We start from the raw sequence: 23,211 nt of genomic DNA, 5'->3' as shown, positions 1-23,211 counted from the left end.
CGGGCCGGCCCTGCCGCCCGATCGCGCGCAGGCACTGTCCGACGGGCGCGAGGCGGAGCCCTTCTCGCTGCTCGGGCCACAACCCTATGGCGATGGCTGGCGGATCGCGGCACTCGATCACGGGGCCGAGGAAATGGCCCTCGCCACCGTTGGCGGCGTCTATCCGATGGATCCCGTCGATGGCGCGCCGGGCCTGTTCATCGGCGTCATGCCCCTGCTTTCGCCCTATCTTCTGCGCGGCAGCAATGCCGGGGCGGAATGGGAATACGAAGACGCCTATCGCTTCGGTCCGGTGCTGGGCCAGATCGACGAACATCTGATCGGCGAGGGCACGCATCGCCAGCTCTGGCGCGTGCTGGGCGCGCATGTGATGACCCATCAGGGCGTCGAGGGCACGCATTTCGCGGTCTGGGCACCGAATGCCCGCCGCGTCGCCCTGCTGGGCGATTTCAACAGTTGGGATGCGCGCCGGCACGGGATGCGGCGGCGCGGCTCGACCGGGGTCTGGGAAATTTTCATCCCCCATATCGGCGAAGGTGCGTCCTATAAATTCGCCATTACCGGCGCGCATGGCGAACCGCTGCCGCAGAAGGCCGACCCGGTCGGTTTCGGGGCCGAACATCCGCCGGCCACGGCCTCGGTCGTGCGCGGGATCGAGGGGCATGACTGGCATGACGGCGCCTGGATGCAGACCCGGCAGGAGGCGCAGAACGTCGCCGCCCCGATATCGATCTACGAGGTCCATCTGGGCAGCTGGCGCCGCGTCGCCGAGGACGGCAATCGCCCGCTGTCCTATCTGGAACATGCCCGTGACCTGATCCCCTATGTCGTCGAGATGGGCTTTACCCATCTCGAACTGATGCCGGTCTCGGAATTTCCCTTCGACGGTTCCTGGGGTTACCAGCCGGTCGGGCTTTACGCGCCGACCATCCGTTTCGGCACGCCCGACGAATTCCGCGCCCTGATCGAGACCGCGCATGAGGCCGGGATCGGCGTTCTGCTGGACTGGGTGCCGGGCCATTTCCCGTCCGACCCGCATGGGCTGGCGCGTTTCGACGGCACCGCGCTTTACGAACATGCCGACCCGCGCGAGGGGTTCCATCAGGACTGGAACACGCTGATCTATAATTACGGCCGGCGCGAGGTCTCCAACTACCTGACCGCCAATGCGCTCTACTGGCTGCAGGAATACCATATCGACGGGCTGCGCGTGGATGCGGTCGCCTCGATGCTCTATCGCGACTATTCGCGCAAGGAAGGCGAATGGGTCCCGAACATTCATGGCGGGCGCGAGAATCTGGAAGCCATCGACTTCCTGCGCGACGTGAATACCGTGGCTTATGGCGAGGTGCCGGGGATCATGACCGTGGCCGAGGAATCGACCGCGTTCCCGGGCGTCTCGCGCCCCGTCGATACCGGCGGCCTCGGCTTCGGCTTCAAGTGGAACATGGGCTGGATGAACGACACGCTGGACTACATCAAGCGTGAACCCGTCCACCGCACCCATCACCACAGCCAGCTGACCTTCGGGCTGGTCTATGCCTTTTCCGAGAATTTCATCCTGCCGATCAGCCATGACGAAGTGGTTCACGGCAAGGGCTCGATGATCGAGAAGATGCCCGGCGACGCTTGGCAGAAATTCGCCAATCTGCGCGCCTATTACGGCTTCATGTGGACCCATCCGGGCAAGAAGCTGCTGTTCATGGGCTGCGAATTCGCCCAGTGGAAAGAGTGGAACCACAACGCTTCGCTGGACTGGCACCTGCTGGACGATCCCAGCCACAAGGGCGTGCAATCGCTGGTCCGCGACCTGAACCATCTTTACCGCGAACTGCCGGCGCTGCATCGGCGCGACAATGCGCCCGAGGGCTTCGGCTGGATCGAGGGCGGGGCCTCGCAGGAATCGGTCGTCGCCTATGCCCGCTATGGCGAGGCGGGCGATGCGCCGGTCGCGGTGATCTGCAACTTCACACCGGTGCCGCGCCATGGCTGGCGGCTTGGCCTGCCGCGCGACGGCAAGTGGAAGCTCAGGCTGAACAGCGATGCCGGCGTTTACGGCGGATCGGACATGCCGACCGCCACCGTGATCACCGCCGATGGCGATGAATGGCAGGGCTACGACCAGTCGGCACTGATCGACCTGCCGCCGCTTTCCGTCCTCGTTTACGAGGCCGTTTGACGATTTCACCCTGGGGGAGGAACCCATGACCTTGCAAAGACCTCAACGCCTGTCATCCCGCGCCATGGCCTATGTGCTGGCCGGCGGCCGCGGCTCTCGGCTGAAAGAGCTGACCGACCGGCGCGCGAAACCGGCCGTCTATTTCGGCGGCAAATCGCGGATCATCGACTTCGCGCTGTCCAATGCGCTGAATTCCGGCATCCGCAAGATGGCGGTGGCCACGCAATACAAGGCCCATAGCCTGATCCGCCACCTCAATCGCGGCTGGTCCTTCTTCCGCTCGGAGCGCAACGAATTCCTGGATATCCTGCCCGCCTCGCAGCAGATGGACGAGGAAAACTGGTATCGCGGCACCGCCGATGCGGTGACCCAGAACATCCATATCATCGACAGCTACAACGTCGATTACCTGATCGTTCTGGCCGGCGATCACATCTACAAGATGGATTACGAACTCATGCTGCAACAGCATGTCGAATCCGGTGCCGATGTGACCGTGGGCTGCCTGACCGTGCCGCGCGCCGAAGCCTCGGCCTTCGGGGTGATGGATGTCGATGCCGACGGGCGCATCATCTCGTTCCTCGAAAAGCCGAAGGACCCGCCGGGGATGCCCGACGATCCGAATTCGACGCTGGCCTCGATGGGGATCTATGTCTTCGACTGGAAATTCCTGCGCGAATTGCTGATGAAGGACGGGGCCGATCCGAATTCCAGCCACGATTTCGGCCATGACCTGATCCCGGAACTGGTCAAGCATGGCAAGGCCGTGGCGCATCGCTTTGCCGATAGCTGCGTGCGCTCGGACCCGTCCGCGCCGGCCTATTGGCGCGATGTCGGCACCATCGACGCCTTCTGGAAGGCCAATATCGACCTGACCGATTTCTCGCCCGAGCTGGATCTTTACGACAACAGCTGGCCGATCTGGACCTATGGCGAGATCACGCCGCCGGCGAAGTTCATCCATGACGACGAGGATCGGCGCGGCCATGCCATCAGCTCGATGGTCTCGGGCGGCTGCATCATCTCGGGCTCGCAGGTGCGCAACTCGCTTCTGTTTACCGGGGTGAAGGCCAACAGCTATTCGACGCTGAAATCGGTGGTGGCCCTGCCCTATGTCAATATCGGCCGCCATGCCGAACTGACCAATGTCGTCATCGACCGTGGCGTCGAGATCCCGGAAGGGCTGGTCGTGGGTGAAGACCCGGCCGAGGACGCGAAATGGTTCCGCGTCAGCGAGGGCGGCGTGACGCTGATCACGCAGGAGATGGTCAACCGCATGTTGGCCTCGAAATGAAGCCGGCGGCGACCGGGGCGGCAAAGCCCGTGAAAAAGGTTGCGGCGAAAGCCGCCGCCAAACCGGGGGCGAAGGCCAAGGCAAAGCCTGCGGGCAAGGCCAGTGCCAAGCCTGCGGCGCAGGCCGGGGCGGGCCGCATCCTCTCGGTCGCCTCGGAATGCGCACCGCTGGTGAAGACCGGCGGTCTTGCCGATGTGGTGGGCGCCCTGCCCGCCGCACTGGCCCCGCTTGGCTGGCAGTTGCGCACCCTGATCCCGGCCTATCGCGGGCTCATGGCGCGGCTGGAGAACCCCACCGAGCTTTGGTCCGATCCCGATCTTTACGGCGGCCCGGCCCGGGTCATGGCCGGTCAGGTCGCGGGGCTGGAGATGCTGCTGCTGGATGCGCCGCATCTGTTCGACCGCCCCGGCTCGCTTTATATCGACGAATCCGGTGCCGACTGGTCGGACAATCCGCGCCGTTTCGCGGCGCTCAGCTGGGCGGCGGCGGCAATCGCGCGCGACGGGCTGGCGGATGGATGGGTGCCGGATGTGCTGCATTGCCACGACTGGCAGGCAGGGTTCGCGCCGCTCTGGGCGCGCCAGACCCCTTCGATCATGACCATCCACAATATCGCCTTCCAGGGCATCGCCCCGGCCCGCGCGGTGGACGAATTGCGCCTGCCGCATGACGGCTTCAACCCGCAAGGTTACGAATATTGGGGCCAGATCTCGGCGCTGAAGGCGGGGCTGGTCTATGCCAGCGCGATCTCGACCGTGTCGCCGACCTATGCCGCCGAACTGACCACAGCGGAATTCGGCTTCGGGCTGGAAGGGGTGATCCGGTCGCGCGCCGAGGTGCTGTCAGGCATCCTGAACGGCGTCGATCTGGGCGTCTGGAACCCGGCCACCGATCCGCTGATCGGGGCCAATTACTCGGCCGCCGACATGGCCGGCAAGACCGCCTGCGCCAAGGCCCTGCGCGACGAATTCGGGCTCGATGCCGAAGGCGGGCCGCTCTTCATCGTGGTCAGCCGGCTGACCCGCCAAAAGGGCCTCGACCTGCTGCTGGAGGCCCTGCCCGGCCTGATCGCGCGCGGCGGACAGCTGGCGGTTCTGGGCACCGGAGAGCCGGATCTGCAGGAGGGCTATCTGCGCGCCGCCGCCCATTGGCCGGGCCGGATCGGCGTTCATATCGGCTATGACGAGGCGCTGTCGCATCGCATGTTCGCCGGCGGCGATATCGTGCTGGTGCCGTCGCGATTCGAGCCTTGCGGGCTGACGCAGATGTATGGGCTGGCCTATGGGACGCTGCCGCTGGTGGCGCAGACCGGCGGGCTGGCAGATTCGGTCATCGACGCCAATGTCGCGGCTTTGCGCGATGATGTGGCAACCGGGCTGCAATTCGCGCCAGTCACCGCCGATGCGCTGAACCTGGCGCTGCAGAAGGCCGCGACCCTTTACGCCCGGCGCGATATCTGGCAGCGAATGACAGCCCGGGCGATGGCCCATCCGGTCGGATGGGACGCCTCGGCCCGCGATTACGCGGCGCTCTATGACAAGCTGACCGGACGCTGACGATTCCATGACCGACCCGACCTATGCCATCACGGCCGGCAGTGCCGACCTGCTCGGCGCGCATCCCCTTGGCGATGGCGTCAGCTTCGCCGTCTTCTCGGCCCATGCCGAAAAGATCGAGATCTGCCTGTTCTCGCCCGATGGCGCGCGAGAGATCCAGCGCCTGACCCTGCCCGACCGGCTGGGCGATATCTGGCATGGTTTTGTCCCCGGCCTGCCCGAAGGCGCGCTTTACGGGCTGCGCGCCCATGGCCCCTACGAGCCGCAACTGGGCCACCGCTTCAACCCGGCCAAGCTGCTGATCGACCCCTATGCGCGGCGCCTCTCGGGGCGGGTGATCCCTGACGATGCGCTTCTGGGCTATGACAGCCACACGGCGCAGGCCGACATGTCCATCGACCACCGCGATTCGGCGCGTTTCATGCCGAAATGCGTGGTCACCAGCGATCCGCCCGCCCTGCCGCGTGGCCGGCGCGTGGCGCGCGACCGCGTGGTCATCTACGAGGCCCACCCCAAGGGCCTGACCGCCGCCCATCCCGGCGTGCCGGAAGGCCTGCGGGGCCGTTTCGCCGGCCTCGCCTCGGATGCGGTGATCGAGCATCTGCTGCGGCTCGGCATTACCACGCTGGAACTGCTGCCGGTGCAGGCCCATGCCGACGAGCCGTTTCTGCTGCGCAAGGGGCTGACCAATTACTGGGGCTATAACACGCTGGCCTTCTTCGCCCCCGAGACCGGCTATACCGCCCATGGCGACCCGGCCGAGTTCCGCGACATGGTCACGCGCCTGCACGAGGCCGGGATCGAGGTGGTGCTGGACGTGGTCTATAACCACACCGCCGAGGGCAATGAACTTGGCCCGACGCTGTCCTTCCGGGGCCTCGACAATGCCAGCTATTACCGGCTGTCGGCGGATAATCCGCGCTATTACGTCAACGATACCGGCACCGGGAACACCGTCGATTGCGCGCATCCGATGGTGATGCGCATGATCCTCGATTCGCTGCGCTACTGGGTCGAGCAGATGGGCGTCGACGGGTTCCGCTTCGATCTGGCCCCGGTTCTGGGGCGCGAACCTTCGGGCTTCATCCGCGACGGCAGGTTCCTGTCGGCACTGCGTCAGGACCCGGTTCTGGCCAATACGCGCCTGATCGCCGAACCCTGGGATGTCGGCCCCGGCGGCTATCAGCTGGGGAATTTCCCGCCGCCCTTTCTGGAATGGAACGACCGCTTCCGCGACGGCGTGCGCCGCTTCTGGCGTGGCGAGGGCAATATCGCCGATCTGGCCGAACGCGTCACCGGATCGGCGCCGACCTTCGATCATCACGGCCGCGCGCCGCAGGCGACGGTGAATTTCGTCACCGCCCATGACGGCTTCACCCTGGCCGACGTGACCGCCTATGAGCACAAGCACAACCTGCCCAATCACGAGGGCAATCGCGACGGTCATAACGAAAATTACTCGGACAATCTGGGCCATGAAGGCCCGACCGAGGATCCGGCCATCAACGCCGCCCGGGCCCGGCGGCGGCGCAACATGCTGGCCACGCTGATGCTGTCTCAGGGCACGCCGATGCTGCTGGCCGGCGACGAGATCGCCAATTCCCAGCAGGGCAACAACAACGCCTATTGCCAGGACAACCCGACCGGCTGGATCGACTGGCAGGCCCCCGATCAGGCACTTGCGGATTTCACCGCCAAGCTGATCGCGCTGCGCCATGCCCATCCGGTCCTGCATCAGCGGCGCTTCCTGCATTCGCTGCCGATCCCCGAAGGCGGGCGCGATCTGGTCTGGCACCTGCCGAATGGGGCCGAGCCGTCCTCGACTGACTGGCAGCGCAGCGACCTGCGCGCCCTGGCCCTTGAAATCCGCATGGCCGCCAATTCGCCCGAGCGCGTGGCCGACCCGAAGGACGCCGCCTTCATCGCCATCAATGGTGGCGCGGGTCCCGTGCAGATGATCCTGCCCGCATTGCCCCAGGGGGGCTGGATGCGGGTTCTCGACTCGGCCGATCCGCTGGCGCAGGATCGCGCGGAAAGCGGCACCTCGGCCGAGGTCGCGCCCGAGTCCATCGCCGTATTCATGCCAGAGGAGGGACGTGCATGACCATCTCGACCATCTCCACCCAGCCCATCGAGGGCCAGAAGCCCGGCACATCGGGCCTGCGCAAGAAGACCCGCGTCTTCATGCAGCCGCATTATCTGGAGAATTTCGTTCAAGCGATCATCGACGCCATCGGCGGCGTCAAAGGCAAGACACTGGTTCTGGGCGGCGACGGGCGTTTCTTCAACGACCGCGCCGCCCAGGTGATCCTGCGCATGTGCGCCGCGCAAGGGGCCGCGAAAGTCATCGTCGGCACCAATGCGCTGATGTCGACGCCGGCGGCCTCGAACCTGATCCGTCAGCGCAAGGCCGATGGCGGCTTCATCATGTCCGCCAGCCACAATCCCGGCGGCGAGAGCGAGGATTTCGGGCTGAAATTCAACGGCGCCAATGGCGGCCCGGCCCCGGAAGGCGTGACCGACCTGATCTTCGCGCGCACGAAGGAGTTGACCGAATACCGCATTCTGGAAACGCAGGACGCCGATCTGTCGAAACCCGGCACCACCCGCATGGCCGAGATGGAGATCGAGATCGTCGATCCGGTCGCCGATTACGCGGCGCTGATGGAGAGCCTGTTCGATTTCGCCGACATCCGCGCGCTGCTGGCCAGCGGCTTCCGGCTGCGCTTCGACGCCATGCATGCGGTGACCGGCCCTTATGCGCGCGAAATCCTTGAAAACCGTCTCGGCGCGGCGGCGGGCAGCGTGGTGAACGCTAGGCCCCTGCCCGATTTCGGCGGCGGTCACCCCGACCCGAACCCGGTCTGGGCGCATGAGCTGATGGATGTCATGACCGGCCCCGACGCGCCCGATTTCGGCGCCGCGTCCGATGGCGACGGCGACCGCAACATGATCGTCGGGCGCGGTGCTTACGTCACGCCCTCGGACAGCCTTGCGGTGCTGGCGGCGAATGCACATCTGGCGCCGGGCTATGCGAAGGGTCTGGCAGGCGTTGCGCGCTCCATGCCGACCTCGCGCGCCGCCGATCTGGTGGCCGAGAAGGCCGGGATCGGCAGTTACGAGACCCCGACCGGCTGGAAGTTCTTCGGCAACCTGCTCGATGCCGGCAAGGCGACGCTCTGCGGCGAGGAATCGGCGGGAACGGGCTCCGACCATGTCCGCGAGAAGGACGGGCTCTGGGCGGTGCTGCTGTGGCTGAACATCCTTGCGGCGAAGAAGCAGTCGGTGCAGCAGATCATGGCGGATCACTGGGCCGAATACGGGCGCAACTATTACTCGCGCCACGATTACGAAGCGGTGCCGAGTGCCGATGCCAATGCGCTTGTCGACCGGCTGCGCGACATGCTGGACACGCTTCCGGGGCAAAGCTTCGCCGGGCTGACCGTCGAAAGCGCCGACGATTTTGCCTATCTGGACCCGGTCGATGGCTCGACCTCGAAGAACCAGGGCCTGCGCATCGCCTTCACCGATGGCTCGCGCATCGTCATGCGGCTGTCGGGCACGGGAACCGAGGGCGCGACCCTGCGGGTCTATCTGGAACGCTACCAGCCCGCAGACGGCAAGCTGAACATGCCGGTCGAGGAGGCGCTGTCCCCGGTCGTGCAGGCTGCCGAGGAGATCGCCCTGATCCGCCAGCATACCGGCCGCGACAAGCCGGACGTGACCACCTGAACCACGCGCGACCTGCCCGTTTCCCGAAAACCGGGCAGGTCGCCGCCCGAACCCGCCGCCTGACCCTTCCTTAAGGCGGCGAAATCTGGCACAGGCCCCGCATCCCCAGTTGCGGAGCCTGTCCATGAACCCCGATCTCGTCACCACCATCAGCACCTATATCTGGGCGCTGGATTACGGCTCGGTTCTGGTCTTTGCGCTGACCGGGGCGCTTGTCGCCTCGCGCCAGCAACTCGACATCATCGGTTTCATCTTCATGGCCTCGCTGACGGCCGTGGGCGGTGGCACGCTGCGCGATCTGGTGCTGGGCCGCGCGCCGGTCTTCTGGGTCGCCCAGCCCGAACTGATCGTGATCGCGGCGGCTGCGGCCTTTCTGGTCTTCTGGACCGCGCATCTTCTGGAAAGCCGCTATCGCTGGCTTTTGTGGCTGGATGCCATCGCGCTTGGCGTGGCTGTGCCGGCGGGTGTGGGCGTGGCCATGGCCGGCGGCTTCGGGCCGGTCATCATCGTCATTGCGGGGGTCATCACCGGCACCATGGGCGGGCTGATGCGCGACGTGGTCGGCAACGAGGTGCCGCTGATCCTGAAAGGCCGCGAGCTTTACCTGACCTGCGCCTTCGGCGGCGCGGTCATCGCGCTGCTGTTGGCCTGGCTTGGCCTGCCCCGCGCGCTGGCATTGACCGGCGGCGGGCTTGCCACATTCCTGTTGCGCGCGGGCACGCTGATCTGGGGCTGGTCTCTGCCCGTCTATAAACCGCGCCCGCCCCGCACGCGGGGCTGAGCCGCCCTATGTCGCGTCGGACAGATGCGATTCCGGGTCGTGATCGACCTTCTGCGCGATTTCCTTCGTCCAGGCGCTGACCGCCGGCACCCGGCTCCGGTCGATGCGATGGGCGTATTTCTTCGCCACCTCGACCACCTCGCCCAACAGCCCGTCGGCCAGCGTGATCGGATTGAGCCCGAGCGCGAGGAACTGATCGTTCTTCACGATCAGCTCGTTCTCGTCGGCCTCCTTGCGCGGGTTGGGCAGGTTCATCACCTTCGCCCCGGTCAGCCGCGCCACCAAAGCCGCAAGATCGCGCACCCGGTGGGTTTCGGTCATCTGGTTGAAGATCTTCACCCGCTCGCCCGCCTTTGGCGCATCGGACAGCGCCAGTTCGATGCAGCGCACACAGTCCTGGATATGGATGAAGGCCCGCGTCTGCCCGCCCGAGCCATGGACGGTCAGCGGATAGCCGATCGCCGCCTGGATCAGAAAACGGTTCAGCACCGTGCCGTAATCGCCATCGTAATCGAAGCGGTTGATCAGCTGTTCGTGCCGCCGGGTCTGGTCGGTATGGGTGCCCCAGACGATGCCCTGATGCAGGTCGGTGATCCTGAGGGCGTCATTCTGGGCATAGAACTGGAACATGATCTGATCGAGGCTCTTGGTCATGTGATAGACCGAGCCGGGCCGCGTCGGGTAAAGCACCTGCTGGGATTTCTTGCCGGTGGGCGTGTCGATCTCGATATCCAGATAGCCTTCCGGGATCGGCGCGCCGACGCTGGAATAACCATAGACGCCCATCGTGCCGAGATGGACCAGATGCGCGTCGATGCCGGTTTCCACCAGGGCCGCCAGCACGTTATGCGTCGCATTGGTGTTGTTGTTGACGGTATAGACCTTGTGGCGGTCGGATTTCATCGAATAGGGCGCGGCGCGCTGTTCGGCGAAATGGATCACCGCGTCGGGCTTCATTTCGGCAAACCATTGCTTCAGACGCTCGAATTCTTTCGACAGGTCCAGCAGGTGGAAATGGATCTGCCGACCGGTTTCCTGCTTCCAGATCCGGCAGCGTTCCTGAATCGAATCCATCGGGGTCAGCGATTGCACGCCCAGTTCGGTGTCGATCCAGCGCCGCGAGAGGTTGTCGATGATATGAACCTCGTGCCCCAGATTGGACAGATGAAGCGAGGTCGGCCAGCCGACAAAGCCGTCGCCACCAAGAACCGCAATACGCATGAAGAAGCCTTTCCTTACCGCATGTTCCGGCCCCGATGGCCGGTCGGCGCTGTCATTCGCACCGATCAGTAATCGCCGCCTATCACCGTCGCAAGACAGTTATGTGACGCAGCCGCGACAGGGCGGAATGGTGCTCAGCCGATCAGCAGGACATGGACGAAGCCGGGGCCATGGGCGCCGCGCACGAAATAGCCCTCGATGTCGGTGGTGCCCGAGGATCCGGTGATCAGTACCGCATTGCGCGGGCGCAGGCTGGCAAAGGTGGCGTAATCGTCGAGGAAGGGCAGGATCTTCGCCGCCTCGACCACGACCAGCCAGTGACGCGGCAGCATGGCGTTCAGGATCGGCTGATCGGGTGCCGAGTGGATGACGACCGAGCCGGTCTCGGCCACGCCCCAGCTGGCAATACTGATCGCGGCGGCCTCATCCGGGGCGCAGGGGGCATGGGTCTCGATCCCCGGACCAAGGGCCGAAAGGCGCGGATCGCCGCTGACGGCAAGGCGATGCGGCAGCTCGTGGCGGTCCAGATATCCCGTCACCGCCTGCGGCAGCGCCGCCCAGCCCGCGACCCGGTCCAGCGTCACGCCAAGCGCGGGGTTGGCGCATTTCTGGATAAAGGCTTCGACCGGATCGGGCGTAACCAGGCTCGGCCTGATCTCGTCGAGGCCGGCCAGAAGCGCCGCCGCCTCGGCCCTGATCTCTGCGGGAGCGCGGCGCGGCAATGCCCCACCCTGCCCGCGCTTCAGCCCCTCGCGGACGGCGGCAATGATATCGTCGCGCGCGCTCATTTCGGGCCACCATTTCCGTATTTCGCATGTTGCGACATGAAGCTGCGCGCGGCGGGCTTCGGCAGGTCGCGGGTCTCGGTCCAGCCGCCGGCCAGGGGCATCTTCCTGATCCAGCCGCCCTTGCCGAACAGCCGCATCACCGGCAGCGCCAGCCTTGTGCCGAAATGGTAAAGCCGGGGCCGGCGCGCGGCAAAACCCCAGATGCCGAGGCCCATGCGCACCGCGCCGACCTCCTGCTGGCTGTCCCAAGATCTGACGCGCCATGCCTTCAGAAGCGTTTTCAGCGGGATGCGGACCGGGCAGACTTCTTCGCAACGGCCATTCAGGGTGCAGGCATGAGGCAGGTCGCGGCTGGCCGCCAGCCCGTCCAGCACCGGGGTCAGCACCGCGCCCATCGGCCCAGGATAGGTGCCGCCGTAAGCGTGGCCGCCGATCTGGCGATAGACGACGCAATGGTTCATGCAGGCCCCGCAGCGGATGCAGCGCAGCATCTGGCGGAACTCGTCACCGACCATCCGGCTTCGCCCGTTATCGACCAGCACAATATGCATTTCCTCGGGGCCATCGGCATCGCCCACCCGCTTCGGTCCGCAATGGAAGGTGGTGTATTGCGTGACCTCGCCGCCCGTGGCCGAGCGCACCAGCAGCCGCAGCAGCGCCATGGCATGATCGGTCGAGGGCACCAGCTTCTCGATCCCCGCCGTCACGATATGGATGCGCGGCGGCGTGGTCGAAAGTTCGGCATTGCCCTCGTTCGTGACCGTACAGGTCGCGCCGGTATCGGCGACCAGAAAATTCGCACCGGAAATCCCGACATCGGCGGCCATGAACTTCTCGCGCAGCACCCGCCGGGCCGAGGCCACCATCGAGGCCGGATCGTCGGCATCGGGCGGCGGCTGGTGGTCCTTGAAGAACAGTTCCGCCACATCCTCGCGGGTGCGGTGCATGGCCGGCCAGATGATATGGCTGGGGCGTTCATGGGCAAGCTGGATGATATGTTCGGCCAGATCGGTCTCGACCCGTTCGATCCCGGCATCTTCCAGCGCATGTGGCAGGCCGATTTCCTCGCCCAGCATGGATTTGGCGCGGGTGACGATCTTCGCCTCGGCCTCGGTGCAGATGCGGGTGACGATCGCGGCGGCTTCCTTTGCGTCGCGCGCCCAATGGACATGGGCGCCGGCCTCGGTCGCGTTCCTTTCGAACTCGATCAGGTAATGGTCGAGATTGGCGATGACGTGATCCTTGATCGCCGCGCCGCGCACCCGCGCCGCCTGAAACTCCGGGAAGGCGCCGATGGCCGCCGCGCGCTTGGTTTCCGCCGTGCCGGTGGTGCGCTCGATGGCGGTCTTCAGGTTCGGATCGGCAAGCGCGTCATGGGCGCGCTGCTTGAAATTTTCCGATTTTTCGGGGGCCCCCATCAGGCGTCCTCCCCGATGGCCGGGCCATCGGCCATGCCGGCCAGCACCTCGGCGGTGTGGAAGCAGCGGGTGGCGGCGCCCTCGCGGTGCAGCCGCCCGGCCATGTTCATCAGGCAGCCGAGATCGCCGGCGAGCAGGATATCGGCCCCGGTCGCGGCGATATTCGCGGTCTTCTCGCTGATGATGGCAGTCGAGATTTCGGGGTATTTCACGCAGAATGTGCCGCCAAAGCCGCAGCAGACATTGGCCCCGTTCAAAGGCCGCATCTCCAGCCCTTCGACGGCCTCCAGCAGCGCGCGCGGCTGCGCCTCGATGCCGAGTTCACGCAGGCCCGAGCAGCTGTCGTGATAGGTCACCGAGGCGTTCAGCCCGACGCCTTCCGGCTGCCAGCTCATCACGTCATGCAGAAAACCCAGGATTTCAAACGACTTCGCGGCCAGATCTTCCGCACGTTTCCGCCAGCCCGGATCGCTGAACAGCGTCGGATAGGACCGGATCTGCCCGACGCAGGACCCCGAAGGCCCGACGAGGTAATCGTAACCCTCGAAGGTCTCGATCACCTGCTGCGCCAGTGCCGCCGCCCCCCGCTTGTCGCCGCTGTTGCCGGCGGGTTGGCCGCAGCAGGTCTGGGCGCGCGGCACCTCGACCTCGCATCCTGCCTGTTCCAGCAGTTTCAGCGTCGCCCAGCCGATCTGCGGGCGCATGGCATCGACAAGGCAGGTCACGAAAAGACCGATTTTTGGCTTGCTCATCTGGCCCTCCCCGCTGGACAGGCCGAGCCTGCCGGAAAATCGCGCGCGGTTCAACGGTCGGCTTGGATCAGAGGTCCAGCCGGCCACGTTCTCCGGCTGCGAAACGGCGCAACACGGCGGGGTAAAGCCGATGCTCCTGCACCAGCACCCGCGCCGCCAGATCATCGGGTGTGTCGCCCGCCAGCACCGGCACCCGCACTTGTCCAAGGATCGGCCCGGCATCGAGATCGGCCGTCACCTCGTGCACGGTGGCGCCGGCTTCCCGGTCGCCGGCCTCGATGGCGCGGGCATGGGTGTGCAGCCCGGGATATTTCGGCAGCAGCGAGGGGTGGATGTTCAGCATCCGACCTTCGAAATGGCGGATGAAATCCGGCGTCAGGATGCGCATGAAACCGGCCAGTGCGACGATATCGGGTTGCGCGGCATCGAGATGGCGCAGCAATTCGGCCTCGAACGCGGCGCGGTCGCGACCGAAGGGGCGGTGATCGACGGCGAAGGTCCCGATGCCCAGATCGCGGGCCCTGGACAGCCCGCCCGCGCCCGGATCGTTCGCACCGACCAGCACCGCGCGCGCCGGATGATCGCCGGTCATGCTCTCGACCAGCCGGACCATGTTCGACCCGCCGCCCGAGATCAGGATGGCGACACGTTTCACGCCAATTCGCCGCGATAGCGGATGCCCTTGTCCCCGCCCACTTCGCCCAGCCGGAAGACGGTCTCGCCCGCCTCGCCCAGCAAGGCTGCCAGCGCCTCGGCGCGCTCGGGGGCGACGACCAGCACCATGCCGATGCCGCAATTGAAGGTTTTCAGCATTTCCGGCGCGGCGATCCGCCCGGCTTCGGCCAGCCAGCGGAAGACCGGCGGCAGCGACCATGCGGAAAGGTCGATCTCGGCCCCGAGGCCTTCGGGCAGAATGCGCGGCAGGTTCTCGGTCAGCCCGCCGCCGGTGATATGGGCAAGGCCACGCACACCGCCGGCGCGGATCGCCGCCAGCGCCGGCTTGACGTAAAGCCGGGTCGGGACCAGCAACCCCTGCCCCAGCGTGCCCGCCCCGAAGGGCGAGGCATCGCCCCAGCCGAGCCCCGCAGCTTCGGCAACGCGGCGCACCAGCGAAAACCCGTTCGAATGCACCCCGTCCGAGGCGAGGCCCAGAAGCACATCGCCCGCGCTCACGCCCTGCGGCAATTCGGTGCCACGCTCCATCGCGCCGACGGCAAAACCGGCAAGGTCGAAATCGCCATCGTGATACATGCCCGGCATTTCCGCCGTCTCGCCCCCGATCAGCGCGCAGCCGGACCGCCGGCAGCCCTCGGCAATGCCGGTCACGACGCGCGCGCCCTCATCCACCGACAGCTTGCCGGTGGCGAAATAATCTAGGAAGAACAAGGGCTCCGCCCCCTGGCAGACCAGATCGTTGACGCACATCGCCACCAGGTCGATGCCGAGCCCATCAGGCTCGCCCGTGTCGATGCCGATCCTCAGCTTGGTGCCGACGCCATCGGTCGCGGCAACCAGCACCGGGTCATTGAAGCCCGCCGCCTTCACATCGAAAAGCGCCCCGAACCCGCCGAGGCCCGACATCACGCCGGGCCGTTTGGTGGCGGCAGCGGCAGGCTTGATCCGCTCGACCAGCTCGTTGCCGGCGTCGATATCGACGCCTGCATCCGCATAGGAAAGACCCTTCTTGTCCTCGGCCATCGCCATTCCTTTCGTGAAGTTGCCCCCCGATAACGCAAGCCCAGCTTGCTGGCAATCACCGAGCCGGACGCGTTTGTTCTTCCAGGTTGGCGAAGGTGATTCACATGGCGCGTCAGTCCTGTGTCAAACCGTTACCACCGATCGTTGCCGTGACAGACATTCCTGCCTGCGAGCAAGACCCAAGACGATCCTCGATATCGAGAACCAACCGCACCGCGCACTCACCTATCTCGGAAGAAATCCCGTTCGAGAGTTGAAGCCTCAGGCAAATCCGGCACGGACCATTCGCCGCCCGTCGGCAGGTGTCCTTGAGACGACCCCTTCAGCCGTCGACTTGCCAGCCCCTGATGATCACCGCGCTGCGGGCCGGGCGGGCGGATTGCAATGTCCCGAGAATCAGGCGCCGGTTCAGGAAAGCCCATTCGCCTTCGGGCGCGGTGATCTGGATGCGTGACATGGCGTAGCGCGGCTGGTCGCCCGGATCGTCGATCAGCACGCGGTTGCGCACCGTCAGGATGGTGCCGTTCTCGGCCTTCAACTCGTATAGCGCATCCAGTTCCTTGACCCCGTCCTGGCGTAACTGCTGCCGGTCGGCACCGCCGGGCAGGACCTTTCCGCGCAGGGTTTCCAGCCCCGGACCACCGCGAAAGATGCCGCCAGTGATTGGCACGATGAAGCGCGGGCCAAGCGGGCCAGTGCCAAGATCAATGCGATCAGTCACATCGACGAGGGCTTCAAAAACCAGCCGCAAGCTGGGGTGTTGCGGGGGCGTCTGGTTCAGGATGGTTTCCGCAATTTGATCAGCGGCTTGTTCAGGACTCTGGTCGGACATGTCGGTTGTCTCCGGGTTGAGGGGGTGGGTCCTGTGACTGTTCCATGAATGCCTCGGCCAACAGTCTGGTGGCGAGGCCCGCGCGGTCGGGGCGCCAATAAAAGCCCAATGGCGCCAGCGGCAGCGTCATTGGCGTATCCAGCCGGACCATCTGCCCTTTCGAGGTCCACAACTCGACCACGCTGTCGGGTAGAAGCGAAACCGCGTCGCTGGCATCCAGCATGATCCAGACCAGTGCCGGGATGCGGCTGATCACCTGCAATTCGCGAATTCTGGTCCAGCCGGCCTTTCGCCGCATCTCGTCGAAATGATGGCGGGCGATGGTCGCGACATGGTTTAACAGCCAGCGTTCGTTGGCCAGTTGGGCCATGCTGGCGCGCCCCGTCGGGGCCAGGGGATGCGAGGCATTGCAGAAAACCGACAGGGCGTCCTCGCGGCAATAGACCCAGACCCATTTATCGGGCACGACCTCGCGACGGCGGCAGCAGACCAGATCGAACTCGTCATTGCCGAAAGAGGCATCTAGCGACTGCCCGACGACAGATTCCAGTTGCAGCTGGATGTCCGGATAGGCTTCGGCAAAGCGCGGCACGACCTGCGGGATCATGCCGCCCTGCGCGGCGACCGTGCTGGCGATTCGGACAAGGCCACCGTCGCGGCGATTATGCGAGGCGATGACCTCCGCCCCTTCTTCGGAGGCACCGATGATACGACGAGCCACCGGCAAGAGCGCCAGTGCCGTCGACGTCGGCTCGACCCCCCGGGCATGGCGCAGGAACAGGTTCGCATCCAGCAATTGTTCAAGTTCGGCAACCAGTTGCGTCATACCGGGCTGGGTCATGCCCATGGCATCGGCGGCGCGGCTCATGCTGCGCAGGTCATCCAGCATGACCAGGGCCTGCATATGTCGCAGACGTCCGCGCGCCATCAGCCGGCGCAAGAGGGTCAGGGAATCGGTGGCCATCTCAGGTAAAAGCTTAACTTATACATCGGGGTTATTTCTTATTTCTTCATTATGCCAAATTCCTCTTAACCTCAATGAAATGAAGTTCTGGGAGGAGATTTCATGACAGCCAATCAACCTTTCGGTCACAGTCGGCGCGGCGTGCTGGCACTGGCCCTTGCCACGGCATGTATCGCCCTTGGCACAACCGGGGCGCAGGCACAGGCCGAGTGGCCTCAGGGCTCGGTTCAGTTTCTGGTTCCGGCCAGCCCCGGCGGCGGCACCGATGCCGTGGCGCGGATCGTCGCCGAGGCCCTGCAACAGGCAGAGGGCGCGCCCTTCGTCGTCGTCAATGCGCCCGGTGGTGGCGGTGCAGTGGCCGCCGAACAGGTTCGCAATGCCGACCCCGACGGGCAGACGCTGTTGTTCTTTCATACCTCGCTTCTGACCGCCTATCACACTGGCGCTTATCCAAATAACCCGCTGGAGGTCTTTACCCCGCTTGCGGTGATGTCGGTGGGCGGCAGCTATGCGCTCGCGGTGCCAGCGGATTCCCCCTATCAGAGCGTGCAGGATCTGGTCGATGCGGCCAAGGCTGAACCCGAGAAGATCAGTCTTGGCGTGCAGATCCGCGGTTCGACCCATTTCATGGGCGGGCTGTTGGAGAAGGACAGCGGTGCGAAATTCCGCTTTGTCGAGGCAGGCAGCGATGCCGACAAGCTGGTGCAGCTTCAGGGCAAGCAGATCAATGCCGCGCTGATCAACACGCCCGGCACCAAGCAATATGTCGAGACCGGCGCCTTGCGGGTGCTGGGAACGATCGCGGGCAATCCTGAACGTGACCCCGCCATGCCAGAGGTCGCCTCGGTAGCCGAACAGGGCTTCCCCAGCACGATCTTCGGGTTTGATTTCCTTGTGCTTGGTCCAAGGGACATGGATCCGGCGCTGGTGACGACCATCCATGATGCGGTCGGCGCGGCGCTTGGCAATCAGGCGGTGGCCGATCAGTTAAACAAGATGGGAATGCCGGTGACGCCGCTGACCGAGGCCGACATGACCAGGCAGTTGACGGATGCCGATGCCCGTATCGGCGAGACCGCGACTGCATTGGGCCTGAACTGAGCCCGCAAAGAGAATGGTGATCGCGTTACCGGTGCCCCGAATCGCGGCACCGGGCGGTCGCCTCATGCAAGACCAACAATCAGGAGCCTGCCGATGACCCGCAAGCCGCTTCCGCCGCTGCCGACCGATCCCTATGAATGCCTGTGCCAGGGCTGCGAGCGGCCCTGGGAGGTCGCGAACGAACCGTTCCAGGTGGCCAAGGATACCTTCTATGTCGGCAATAACTGGGTCGGCGCCTATCTGCTTGCCTCGGATGATGGGCTGGCGCTGATCGACACCACGATGCAGCCGCAGGTCTATCTGGTGCTGGAGAATATCCGCAAGCTGGGCTTCGACCCGGCAGACATCCGCAAGATCCTGATTTCCCATATGCATTACGACCATATCGGCGGCGTGCGCAGCTTGCTGGAACACTCTGGCGCCGAGGTCATGATGAGTCGCGAGGACTGGCAGTTCATGAATGACCGCCCGGACCAGATTTTCAACGAAGGCTATCCCTTTGGCAGCTTTACGCCGGACGGGTTCTTTGACGATGACGTGCCGGTCCAGTTGGGAAGCCGTCGCATCCGCACCGTGCTGTCGCCGGGGCACACGCCGGGGACGACTTCGTTCTTCTTCAAAACCGAGGGCGAGGATGGCGAGGCCCTGCTCTGCGGGATGCATGGTGGCGTGGGGTTGAACACGCTGAGCGACGCGGCGCTTGCAGGCTCGGGCCAGCCGGCGTCGATCCGGCAGGATTTCCTGAACTCCATGCTGAAGCTGCGCGAGATCCCGGTGGATATCACGCTTGGCTCGCATCCGAAGCAGGTCGAGATGATGGAGAAGGTCGATCAGATCCGTCCCGGGCATAACCCGTTCCACGACCGCGCGATCTGGACTGGCCTGATCGATGGACGGATCGCCCAGATTCGCAAGTTGCTGGAGGAGGCCGCATGATCGACGAATTCAACTGGAGCCAGGAAGAACGTGCCGCGATGGCGGTCGAGCTACGTGCCGGTTCCCTGGTGCCGACGCAACTGACGCCAGAAATGAAGGCCGATCTGGAACTGGTCACGGTCGAGGAACTCGCCGTACCGACTCGTGTGGGCGATGCACGGGTGCTGAAGCTGGTGCCGAAAGCTGCGGCAGAGGGGCTGCGTCCGCTGGTCATCAATGTGCATGGCGGCGGCTTCGTGCGCGGCTATCAGGAGCGCGATACGGTGTTCTGCGCACATCTCTCCAGCCAGCTTGGTGCGGTGGTTCTGGATGTCGATTACCGGCTTGCGCCCGAACATCCCTTTCCGACCGCGCTGCATGAATGCCACGATATCGCGGTCTGGACCTTCGATCAGGCGGCCGTGCTTGGCGTCGATCCGGCGCGGATTGCAATGGGCGGGCATAGCGCGGGTGGCAACCTGACGGCAGCGACCTGCCTGATGGCCAGACGGTCGGGCGCCTTCCGGTTCTGTGCGCAGTTCATGAGCTATCCCTTTCTGGACGGCGTCACGCCGGTCGAGGACAAGCTGGAGCCGCACAGCATCTTTCCGGCCTCGCGGCTGCGGGCCTTCAATGCGCTTTACGCGGCTGATCCGACGCGCCTGTCAGACCCGCTCTTGTCGCCGGTGCTGGCTGATCCGGCCGATCTGGACGGCCAGCCGCCCGCCTTTATCCTCACTGCCGGACTGGACCCGCTGCGCTTCGAGGCGCAGCGCTATGCCGGCAGGCTGATCCTCGCGGGGGTCGATGTGACCGTGCACCAATACCACGATTGCGACCACGGTTTCCTGATCGCGGGTCACGCCCGGCATCTGAAGGCCCGGCAGGCGCTTGTGGGGTGGCTGCGCACGGCACTTGCCCCCTGATCGCACCGCCCAGAACCAATCAACGGAGGAGAGATTATGCGTTTTCCCAAGTCAGCCGGCCTTGCCGCCACCATGTGCCTCAGCGTCCTGCCCCTGTCGGCGGGGGCTGCCGACTGGCCCTCGGGGCCGATCGAACTGGTGATCCCGTCACGGCCCGGCGGTGGCACCGATATCATGGGCCGGATTGTCGCGGATTACCTGCAACAGAAGCTGGAGGTGCCTGTGGTCGTCATCGACCAGCCGGGCGGTGGCGGCACCATCGCCTTCGAACAGGTGCGTACCGCGACGCCCGACGGTCAGACCTTGCTGTTCATGCATACCGGCCTGCTCGTCAACGCCCATACCGGAAAATACGATCACCAGGTTGGCGATTTCACCACGACGGCCATCGCCCAAAGCTATCCGCCGCAGGTCTTCGCGGTCGGGGCGAATGCGCCCTGGCAGACGCTGCGCGATTTTGTCGAGGATGCCCGCGCCCATCCGGGCGAGCGGACAGTCGGTGTCTCGCTTGGCGGCAGCACGCATTTCATTGCGGGCGCATTGATGGCCAATGAGGATATCGACCTGCGACTTGTCGAAGCTTCCGCCGAGGTCGACAAGGTTGCCGGTGTTCAGGGGGGCCATATCGATATCGGCAATCTGGGCGCCGCCTCGGCCAGGCAGTTCGAGGAAGCCGGGCAGATGCGCGTGCTGTGCATGATCGATCCGCAGCCTGATCCGGACTATCCCGATCTCGAAACCTGTCAAAGCCAGGGCGTCGATATCACCTGGCTGGCGCCGCTGGTCATCTGGGGACCGCCGGGAATTCCGGATGAAACGGTGCAGGCAATCAATACGGCCATCGCCGGCATGGCCGATGACCCGACGGTTCAGGAACGGCTGAACGCCGCCGACAGCACGTTCCGCGCATATAGCGTCGAGGAGGCCCAGGCACTGGTCGCGGACGAGGATGCCAAGATCGCCGGTCTGGCCGATAGCCTCGGGCTTGCGCCTTAGGCCGATCGGATCAAGGGGTCGTTTGACCGAGGGAGGAGAGGACAGATGAATACCGACAAGCCACTTGGCGCTGTACTGCTTGCGATTGGCGCGGGCGGGGTCATTGCCGCGTCCCAGTTCAACGTGCGCACCTTCAACAACGATCCCGGCCCGAAGCTGTTTCCGATGCTGGCCTGTGCGATCCTGGTGATCTGCGGGCTGGGGCTGCTGCTGCGCCACGCAGCGCGGGAGCAGCCCGCGATCCCGTCCGGGGAATGGCAGCGCGGGCTGGTTATGGCTGGGCTGCTGGTCGGCTATGCTCTGGGGCTATGGCTGGTCGGGTTCCATATCGCGACGCTCGCGGGAAGCTTTGCACTCTATTGGGTCATTGCCGGGCCAGAGCGCCGGAACGCGCTTCATGGCGCGGTCTATGCCGCGCTGTTGACGCTGGCCGTACATCTGATCTTCAAGACCATGCTGGGCGCCTTTCTGCCCCATGGCATTCTGGTCTGAGGAGGAAGGATCATGATCGACAGCTTCCTTATGCTGCTTCAGCCCCTGACCTTCCTCATCATTCTTCTGTCCACCGCGATCGGCATCATTCTGGGCGCGATCCCCGGCCTGTCCGGCGGTCTTGGCGTGGCCCTGCTGCTGCCGGTGACCTTCGGCATGCCGTCGGAGGTCGGGCTTGCCATGCTGGTGTCGATCTGGGTGGGAGGCGTCTCAGGGGGGTTGATCGGATCGATCCTGCTGGGCATTCCTGGATCCCCATCATCCATCGCCACCACCTTTGACGGCTACCCGATGACTCGCAATGGCCAGGCGGTCAAGGCGCTTGGCGCCGGGATCACAGCGTCTTTCGTGGGCACGGTTCTGTCCATTCTGATCGCCATGTTCCTCAGCCCGATACTGGCGCGACTGGCGTTGAAACTGGGACCGTGGGAGTATTTCTCGCTTGGCTTCTGCGCAATCTCTCTGGTCGCGGCGCTATCGAGGGGCAGCATCTTCCTGGGCATGGCCTCGGCCGGGTTGGGCCTGCTGCTCAGCACCATCGGTTTCGCGCCCATTGACGGCTATCCGCGCTTTACCTTCGGCAGCATTTATCTGGGCGGCGGGTTGGACCTGATCGCGCTGATGCTCGGGCTTTTCGCGCTGAAACAGGTGGTTGCGGATTACGCGCGTGGCCAACAGCAGGTGCCGGAAATCGACATGAAGGATATTCGCGGCTTCGGCGTCAGCCTGCGCGAGTATCGCGACAATGCCTGGAACATCATCCGTTCGTTCTTCATCGGCTTGTGGATCGGCTTTCTGCCTGGCATGGGGGCGGGCCTGTCAAACATGGTCGCCTACGCACAGGCGAAATCGGCATCGCGCCACCCCGAGCAATTCGGCAAGGGATGCATTGACGGCGTGTTCGCCTCCGAGACCTCGAACAATGCTTCGGTTGGCGGGTCGCTGATCCCGATGGTGGCGCTTGGAATTCCGGGTGACGGCACGACCGCAATCCTGCTGGGCGGGTTGATGATCCACGGGATTCAGGCCGGGCCGCTGCTGTTCACCAACAATCCCGGCGTGGTCTATGCGCTGTTCCTGACGGCCATGATCTCGGCGGTGCTGGTGCTGTTGCTGCAATATTTCGGGATGCGGTTGTTTCCGGCGATCCTGAAGATCCCCTATCACTATCTTTACCCGGCGGTGGTTGTTCTGGGTTTCGTGGGTGTCTTCGTCGGCTCCAGCACGGCCTTCAACTATGTGCTGCTGCTGGCATTTGCCGGTCTTGGCCTGATCATGGATCGCTGCCGCCTGCCGGTCGGTCCCTTCATCCTCGCCTTCATCCTTGGCCCCATGCTTGAGCTGAACCTGCGCCGGGGCATCACCTATGCCGATGACGGGACCTGGATGTTCTTCACCCGTCCTGTCTCCGGGCTGCTGCTGGCCGTCGCGATGTTCAGCATTATCTGGCCCTATCTGGCGCCCCGGTTCGGAAAGCGAGCAGGCAATGAGGACGAGGCATCAACGAAATACTAGAGCATTTCGATTTTAACTTGATGCATATCCGGTGGCGGTGAAGTAGTTTGA

General features: G+C 64.8%; 20 protein-coding genes. 12 read left to right on the top strand and 8 right to left on the bottom strand.

Annotation, left to right across the window (positions count from 1 at the left end; genetic code table 11):
• The first annotated feature begins 10 nt into the window (after positions 1-10).
• The 6 genes from glgB (at position 11) to Q0330_RS10040 (ending at position 9,542) form a co-directional block, all read left to right on the top strand.
• A complete protein-coding gene (gene glgB / locus Q0330_RS10065) occupies positions 11-2,179 on the top strand; it encodes a 1,4-alpha-glucan branching protein GlgB (protein WP_299478293.1) in 2,169 nt (722 codons plus the stop codon).
• A 25-nt stretch (positions 2,180-2,204) separates the two neighbouring features.
• On the top strand, positions 2,205-3,473 hold the full coding sequence (gene glgC, locus Q0330_RS10060) for a glucose-1-phosphate adenylyltransferase (RefSeq protein WP_299478182.1): 1,269 nt from the start codon (positions 2,205-2,207) through the stop codon (positions 3,471-3,473).
• Positions 3,474-3,610: 137 nt separating this feature from the next.
• Complete coding sequence (glgA, locus tag Q0330_RS10055; protein ID WP_299478290.1) at positions 3,611-5,029, top strand: glycogen synthase GlgA; 1,419 nt, start codon at positions 3,611-3,613, stop codon at positions 5,027-5,029.
• Between the two features lie 7 nt (positions 5,030-5,036).
• Complete coding sequence (gene glgX, locus Q0330_RS10050) at positions 5,037-7,133, top strand: glycogen debranching protein GlgX (protein WP_299478179.1); 2,097 nt, start codon at positions 5,037-5,039, stop codon at positions 7,131-7,133.
• Complete coding sequence (locus Q0330_RS10045) at positions 7,130-8,761, top strand: alpha-D-glucose phosphate-specific phosphoglucomutase (RefSeq protein WP_299478176.1); 1,632 nt, start codon at positions 7,130-7,132, stop codon at positions 8,759-8,761. Before glgX ends, Q0330_RS10045 begins: the two co-directional genes overlap by 4 nt.
• Before the next feature lie 124 nt (positions 8,762-8,885).
• On the top strand, positions 8,886-9,542 hold the full coding sequence (locus tag Q0330_RS10040) for a trimeric intracellular cation channel family protein (RefSeq protein ID WP_299478173.1): 657 nt from the start codon (positions 8,886-8,888) through the stop codon (positions 9,540-9,542).
• Between the two features lie 6 nt (positions 9,543-9,548).
• Here Q0330_RS10040 and Q0330_RS10035 read toward each other — a convergent pair whose 3' ends face one another.
• The 8 genes from Q0330_RS10035 to Q0330_RS10000 all read right to left on the bottom strand — a co-directional run bounded on the left by Q0330_RS10035 (position 9,549) and on the right by Q0330_RS10000 (position 17,215).
• Positions 9,549-10,763, bottom strand: coding sequence for an NAD-dependent epimerase/dehydratase family protein (locus Q0330_RS10035; RefSeq protein WP_299478170.1), 1,215 nt, complete (start codon positions 10,761-10,763; stop codon positions 9,549-9,551).
• Between the two features lie 134 nt (positions 10,764-10,897).
• Entirely contained in the window at positions 10,898-11,551 is a 654-nt protein-coding gene (locus tag Q0330_RS10030) for an LUD domain-containing protein (protein ID WP_299478167.1), read from the bottom strand.
• On the bottom strand, positions 11,548-12,969 hold the full coding sequence (locus Q0330_RS10025; RefSeq protein ID WP_299478163.1) for a LutB/LldF family L-lactate oxidation iron-sulfur protein: 1,422 nt from the start codon (positions 12,967-12,969) through the stop codon (positions 11,548-11,550). Before Q0330_RS10025 ends, Q0330_RS10030 begins: the two co-directional genes overlap by 4 nt.
• Positions 12,969-13,721 (bottom strand): (Fe-S)-binding protein, encoded by a 753-nt coding sequence (locus Q0330_RS10020; protein ID WP_299478160.1) that lies wholly within the window; start codon positions 13,719-13,721, stop codon positions 12,969-12,971. Before Q0330_RS10020 ends, Q0330_RS10025 begins: the two co-directional genes overlap by 1 nt.
• Before the next feature lie 67 nt (positions 13,722-13,788).
• Positions 13,789-14,376, bottom strand: a complete 588-nt coding sequence (gene purN / locus Q0330_RS10015; protein ID WP_299478158.1) for a phosphoribosylglycinamide formyltransferase — start codon at positions 14,374-14,376, stop codon at positions 13,789-13,791.
• Positions 14,373-15,419 carry a phosphoribosylformylglycinamidine cyclo-ligase gene (gene purM / locus Q0330_RS10010; RefSeq protein ID WP_299478155.1) on the bottom strand — a complete coding sequence of 349 codons (1,047 nt, stop codon included), beginning with the start codon at positions 15,417-15,419 and terminating at the stop codon, positions 14,373-14,375. The genes purN and purM overlap by 4 nt, the downstream gene beginning before the upstream one ends.
• Before the next feature lie 322 nt (positions 15,420-15,741).
• Positions 15,742-16,251: a DUF3237 domain-containing protein gene (locus tag Q0330_RS10005; RefSeq protein ID WP_299478152.1), complete on the bottom strand. Its 510-nt coding sequence runs from the start codon at positions 16,249-16,251 to the stop codon at positions 15,742-15,744.
• Complete coding sequence (locus Q0330_RS10000; RefSeq protein ID WP_299478149.1) at positions 16,232-17,215, bottom strand: LysR family transcriptional regulator; 984 nt, start codon at positions 17,213-17,215, stop codon at positions 16,232-16,234. Before Q0330_RS10000 ends, Q0330_RS10005 begins: the two co-directional genes overlap by 20 nt.
• A gap of 102 nt (positions 17,216-17,317) precedes the next feature.
• Between Q0330_RS10000 and Q0330_RS09995 the strand changes: the two genes are divergently transcribed.
• From Q0330_RS09995 to Q0330_RS09970, 6 genes are all read left to right on the top strand, one after another.
• The gene (locus Q0330_RS09995; protein WP_299478146.1) at positions 17,318-18,316 is read left to right on the top strand and encodes a tripartite tricarboxylate transporter substrate binding protein; all 999 of its coding nucleotides are present in this window, start codon (positions 17,318-17,320) and stop codon (positions 18,314-18,316) included.
• A 93-nt stretch (positions 18,317-18,409) separates the two neighbouring features.
• Positions 18,410-19,252, top strand: coding sequence for an MBL fold metallo-hydrolase (locus tag Q0330_RS09990; protein WP_299478143.1), 843 nt, complete (start codon positions 18,410-18,412; stop codon positions 19,250-19,252).
• Positions 19,249-20,157, top strand: a complete 909-nt coding sequence (locus Q0330_RS09985) for an alpha/beta hydrolase (RefSeq protein WP_299478140.1) — start codon at positions 19,249-19,251, stop codon at positions 20,155-20,157. The genes Q0330_RS09990 and Q0330_RS09985 overlap by 4 nt, the downstream gene beginning before the upstream one ends.
• A 36-nt stretch (positions 20,158-20,193) precedes the next feature.
• Complete coding sequence (locus Q0330_RS09980) at positions 20,194-21,153, top strand: tripartite tricarboxylate transporter substrate binding protein (protein ID WP_299478137.1); 960 nt, start codon at positions 20,194-20,196, stop codon at positions 21,151-21,153.
• A gap of 45 nt (positions 21,154-21,198) precedes the next feature.
• Positions 21,199-21,645 (top strand): tripartite tricarboxylate transporter TctB family protein, encoded by a 447-nt coding sequence (locus tag Q0330_RS09975; protein ID WP_299478134.1) that lies wholly within the window; start codon positions 21,199-21,201, stop codon positions 21,643-21,645.
• Positions 21,646-21,657: 12 nt separating this feature from the next.
• Positions 21,658-23,160: a tripartite tricarboxylate transporter permease gene (locus Q0330_RS09970; protein WP_299478131.1), complete on the top strand. Its 1,503-nt coding sequence runs from the start codon at positions 21,658-21,660 to the stop codon at positions 23,158-23,160.
• The last annotated feature ends 51 nt before the right edge of the window (positions 23,161-23,211 follow it).

This window comes from uncultured Paracoccus sp. (assembly GCF_937873615.1).
Classification (GTDB): Bacteria; Pseudomonadota; Alphaproteobacteria; order Rhodobacterales; family Rhodobacteraceae; genus Paracoccus.
Note: the sequence above shows the minus strand (reverse complement) of the source record. Positions and strands in the feature narration are given on the sequence as shown.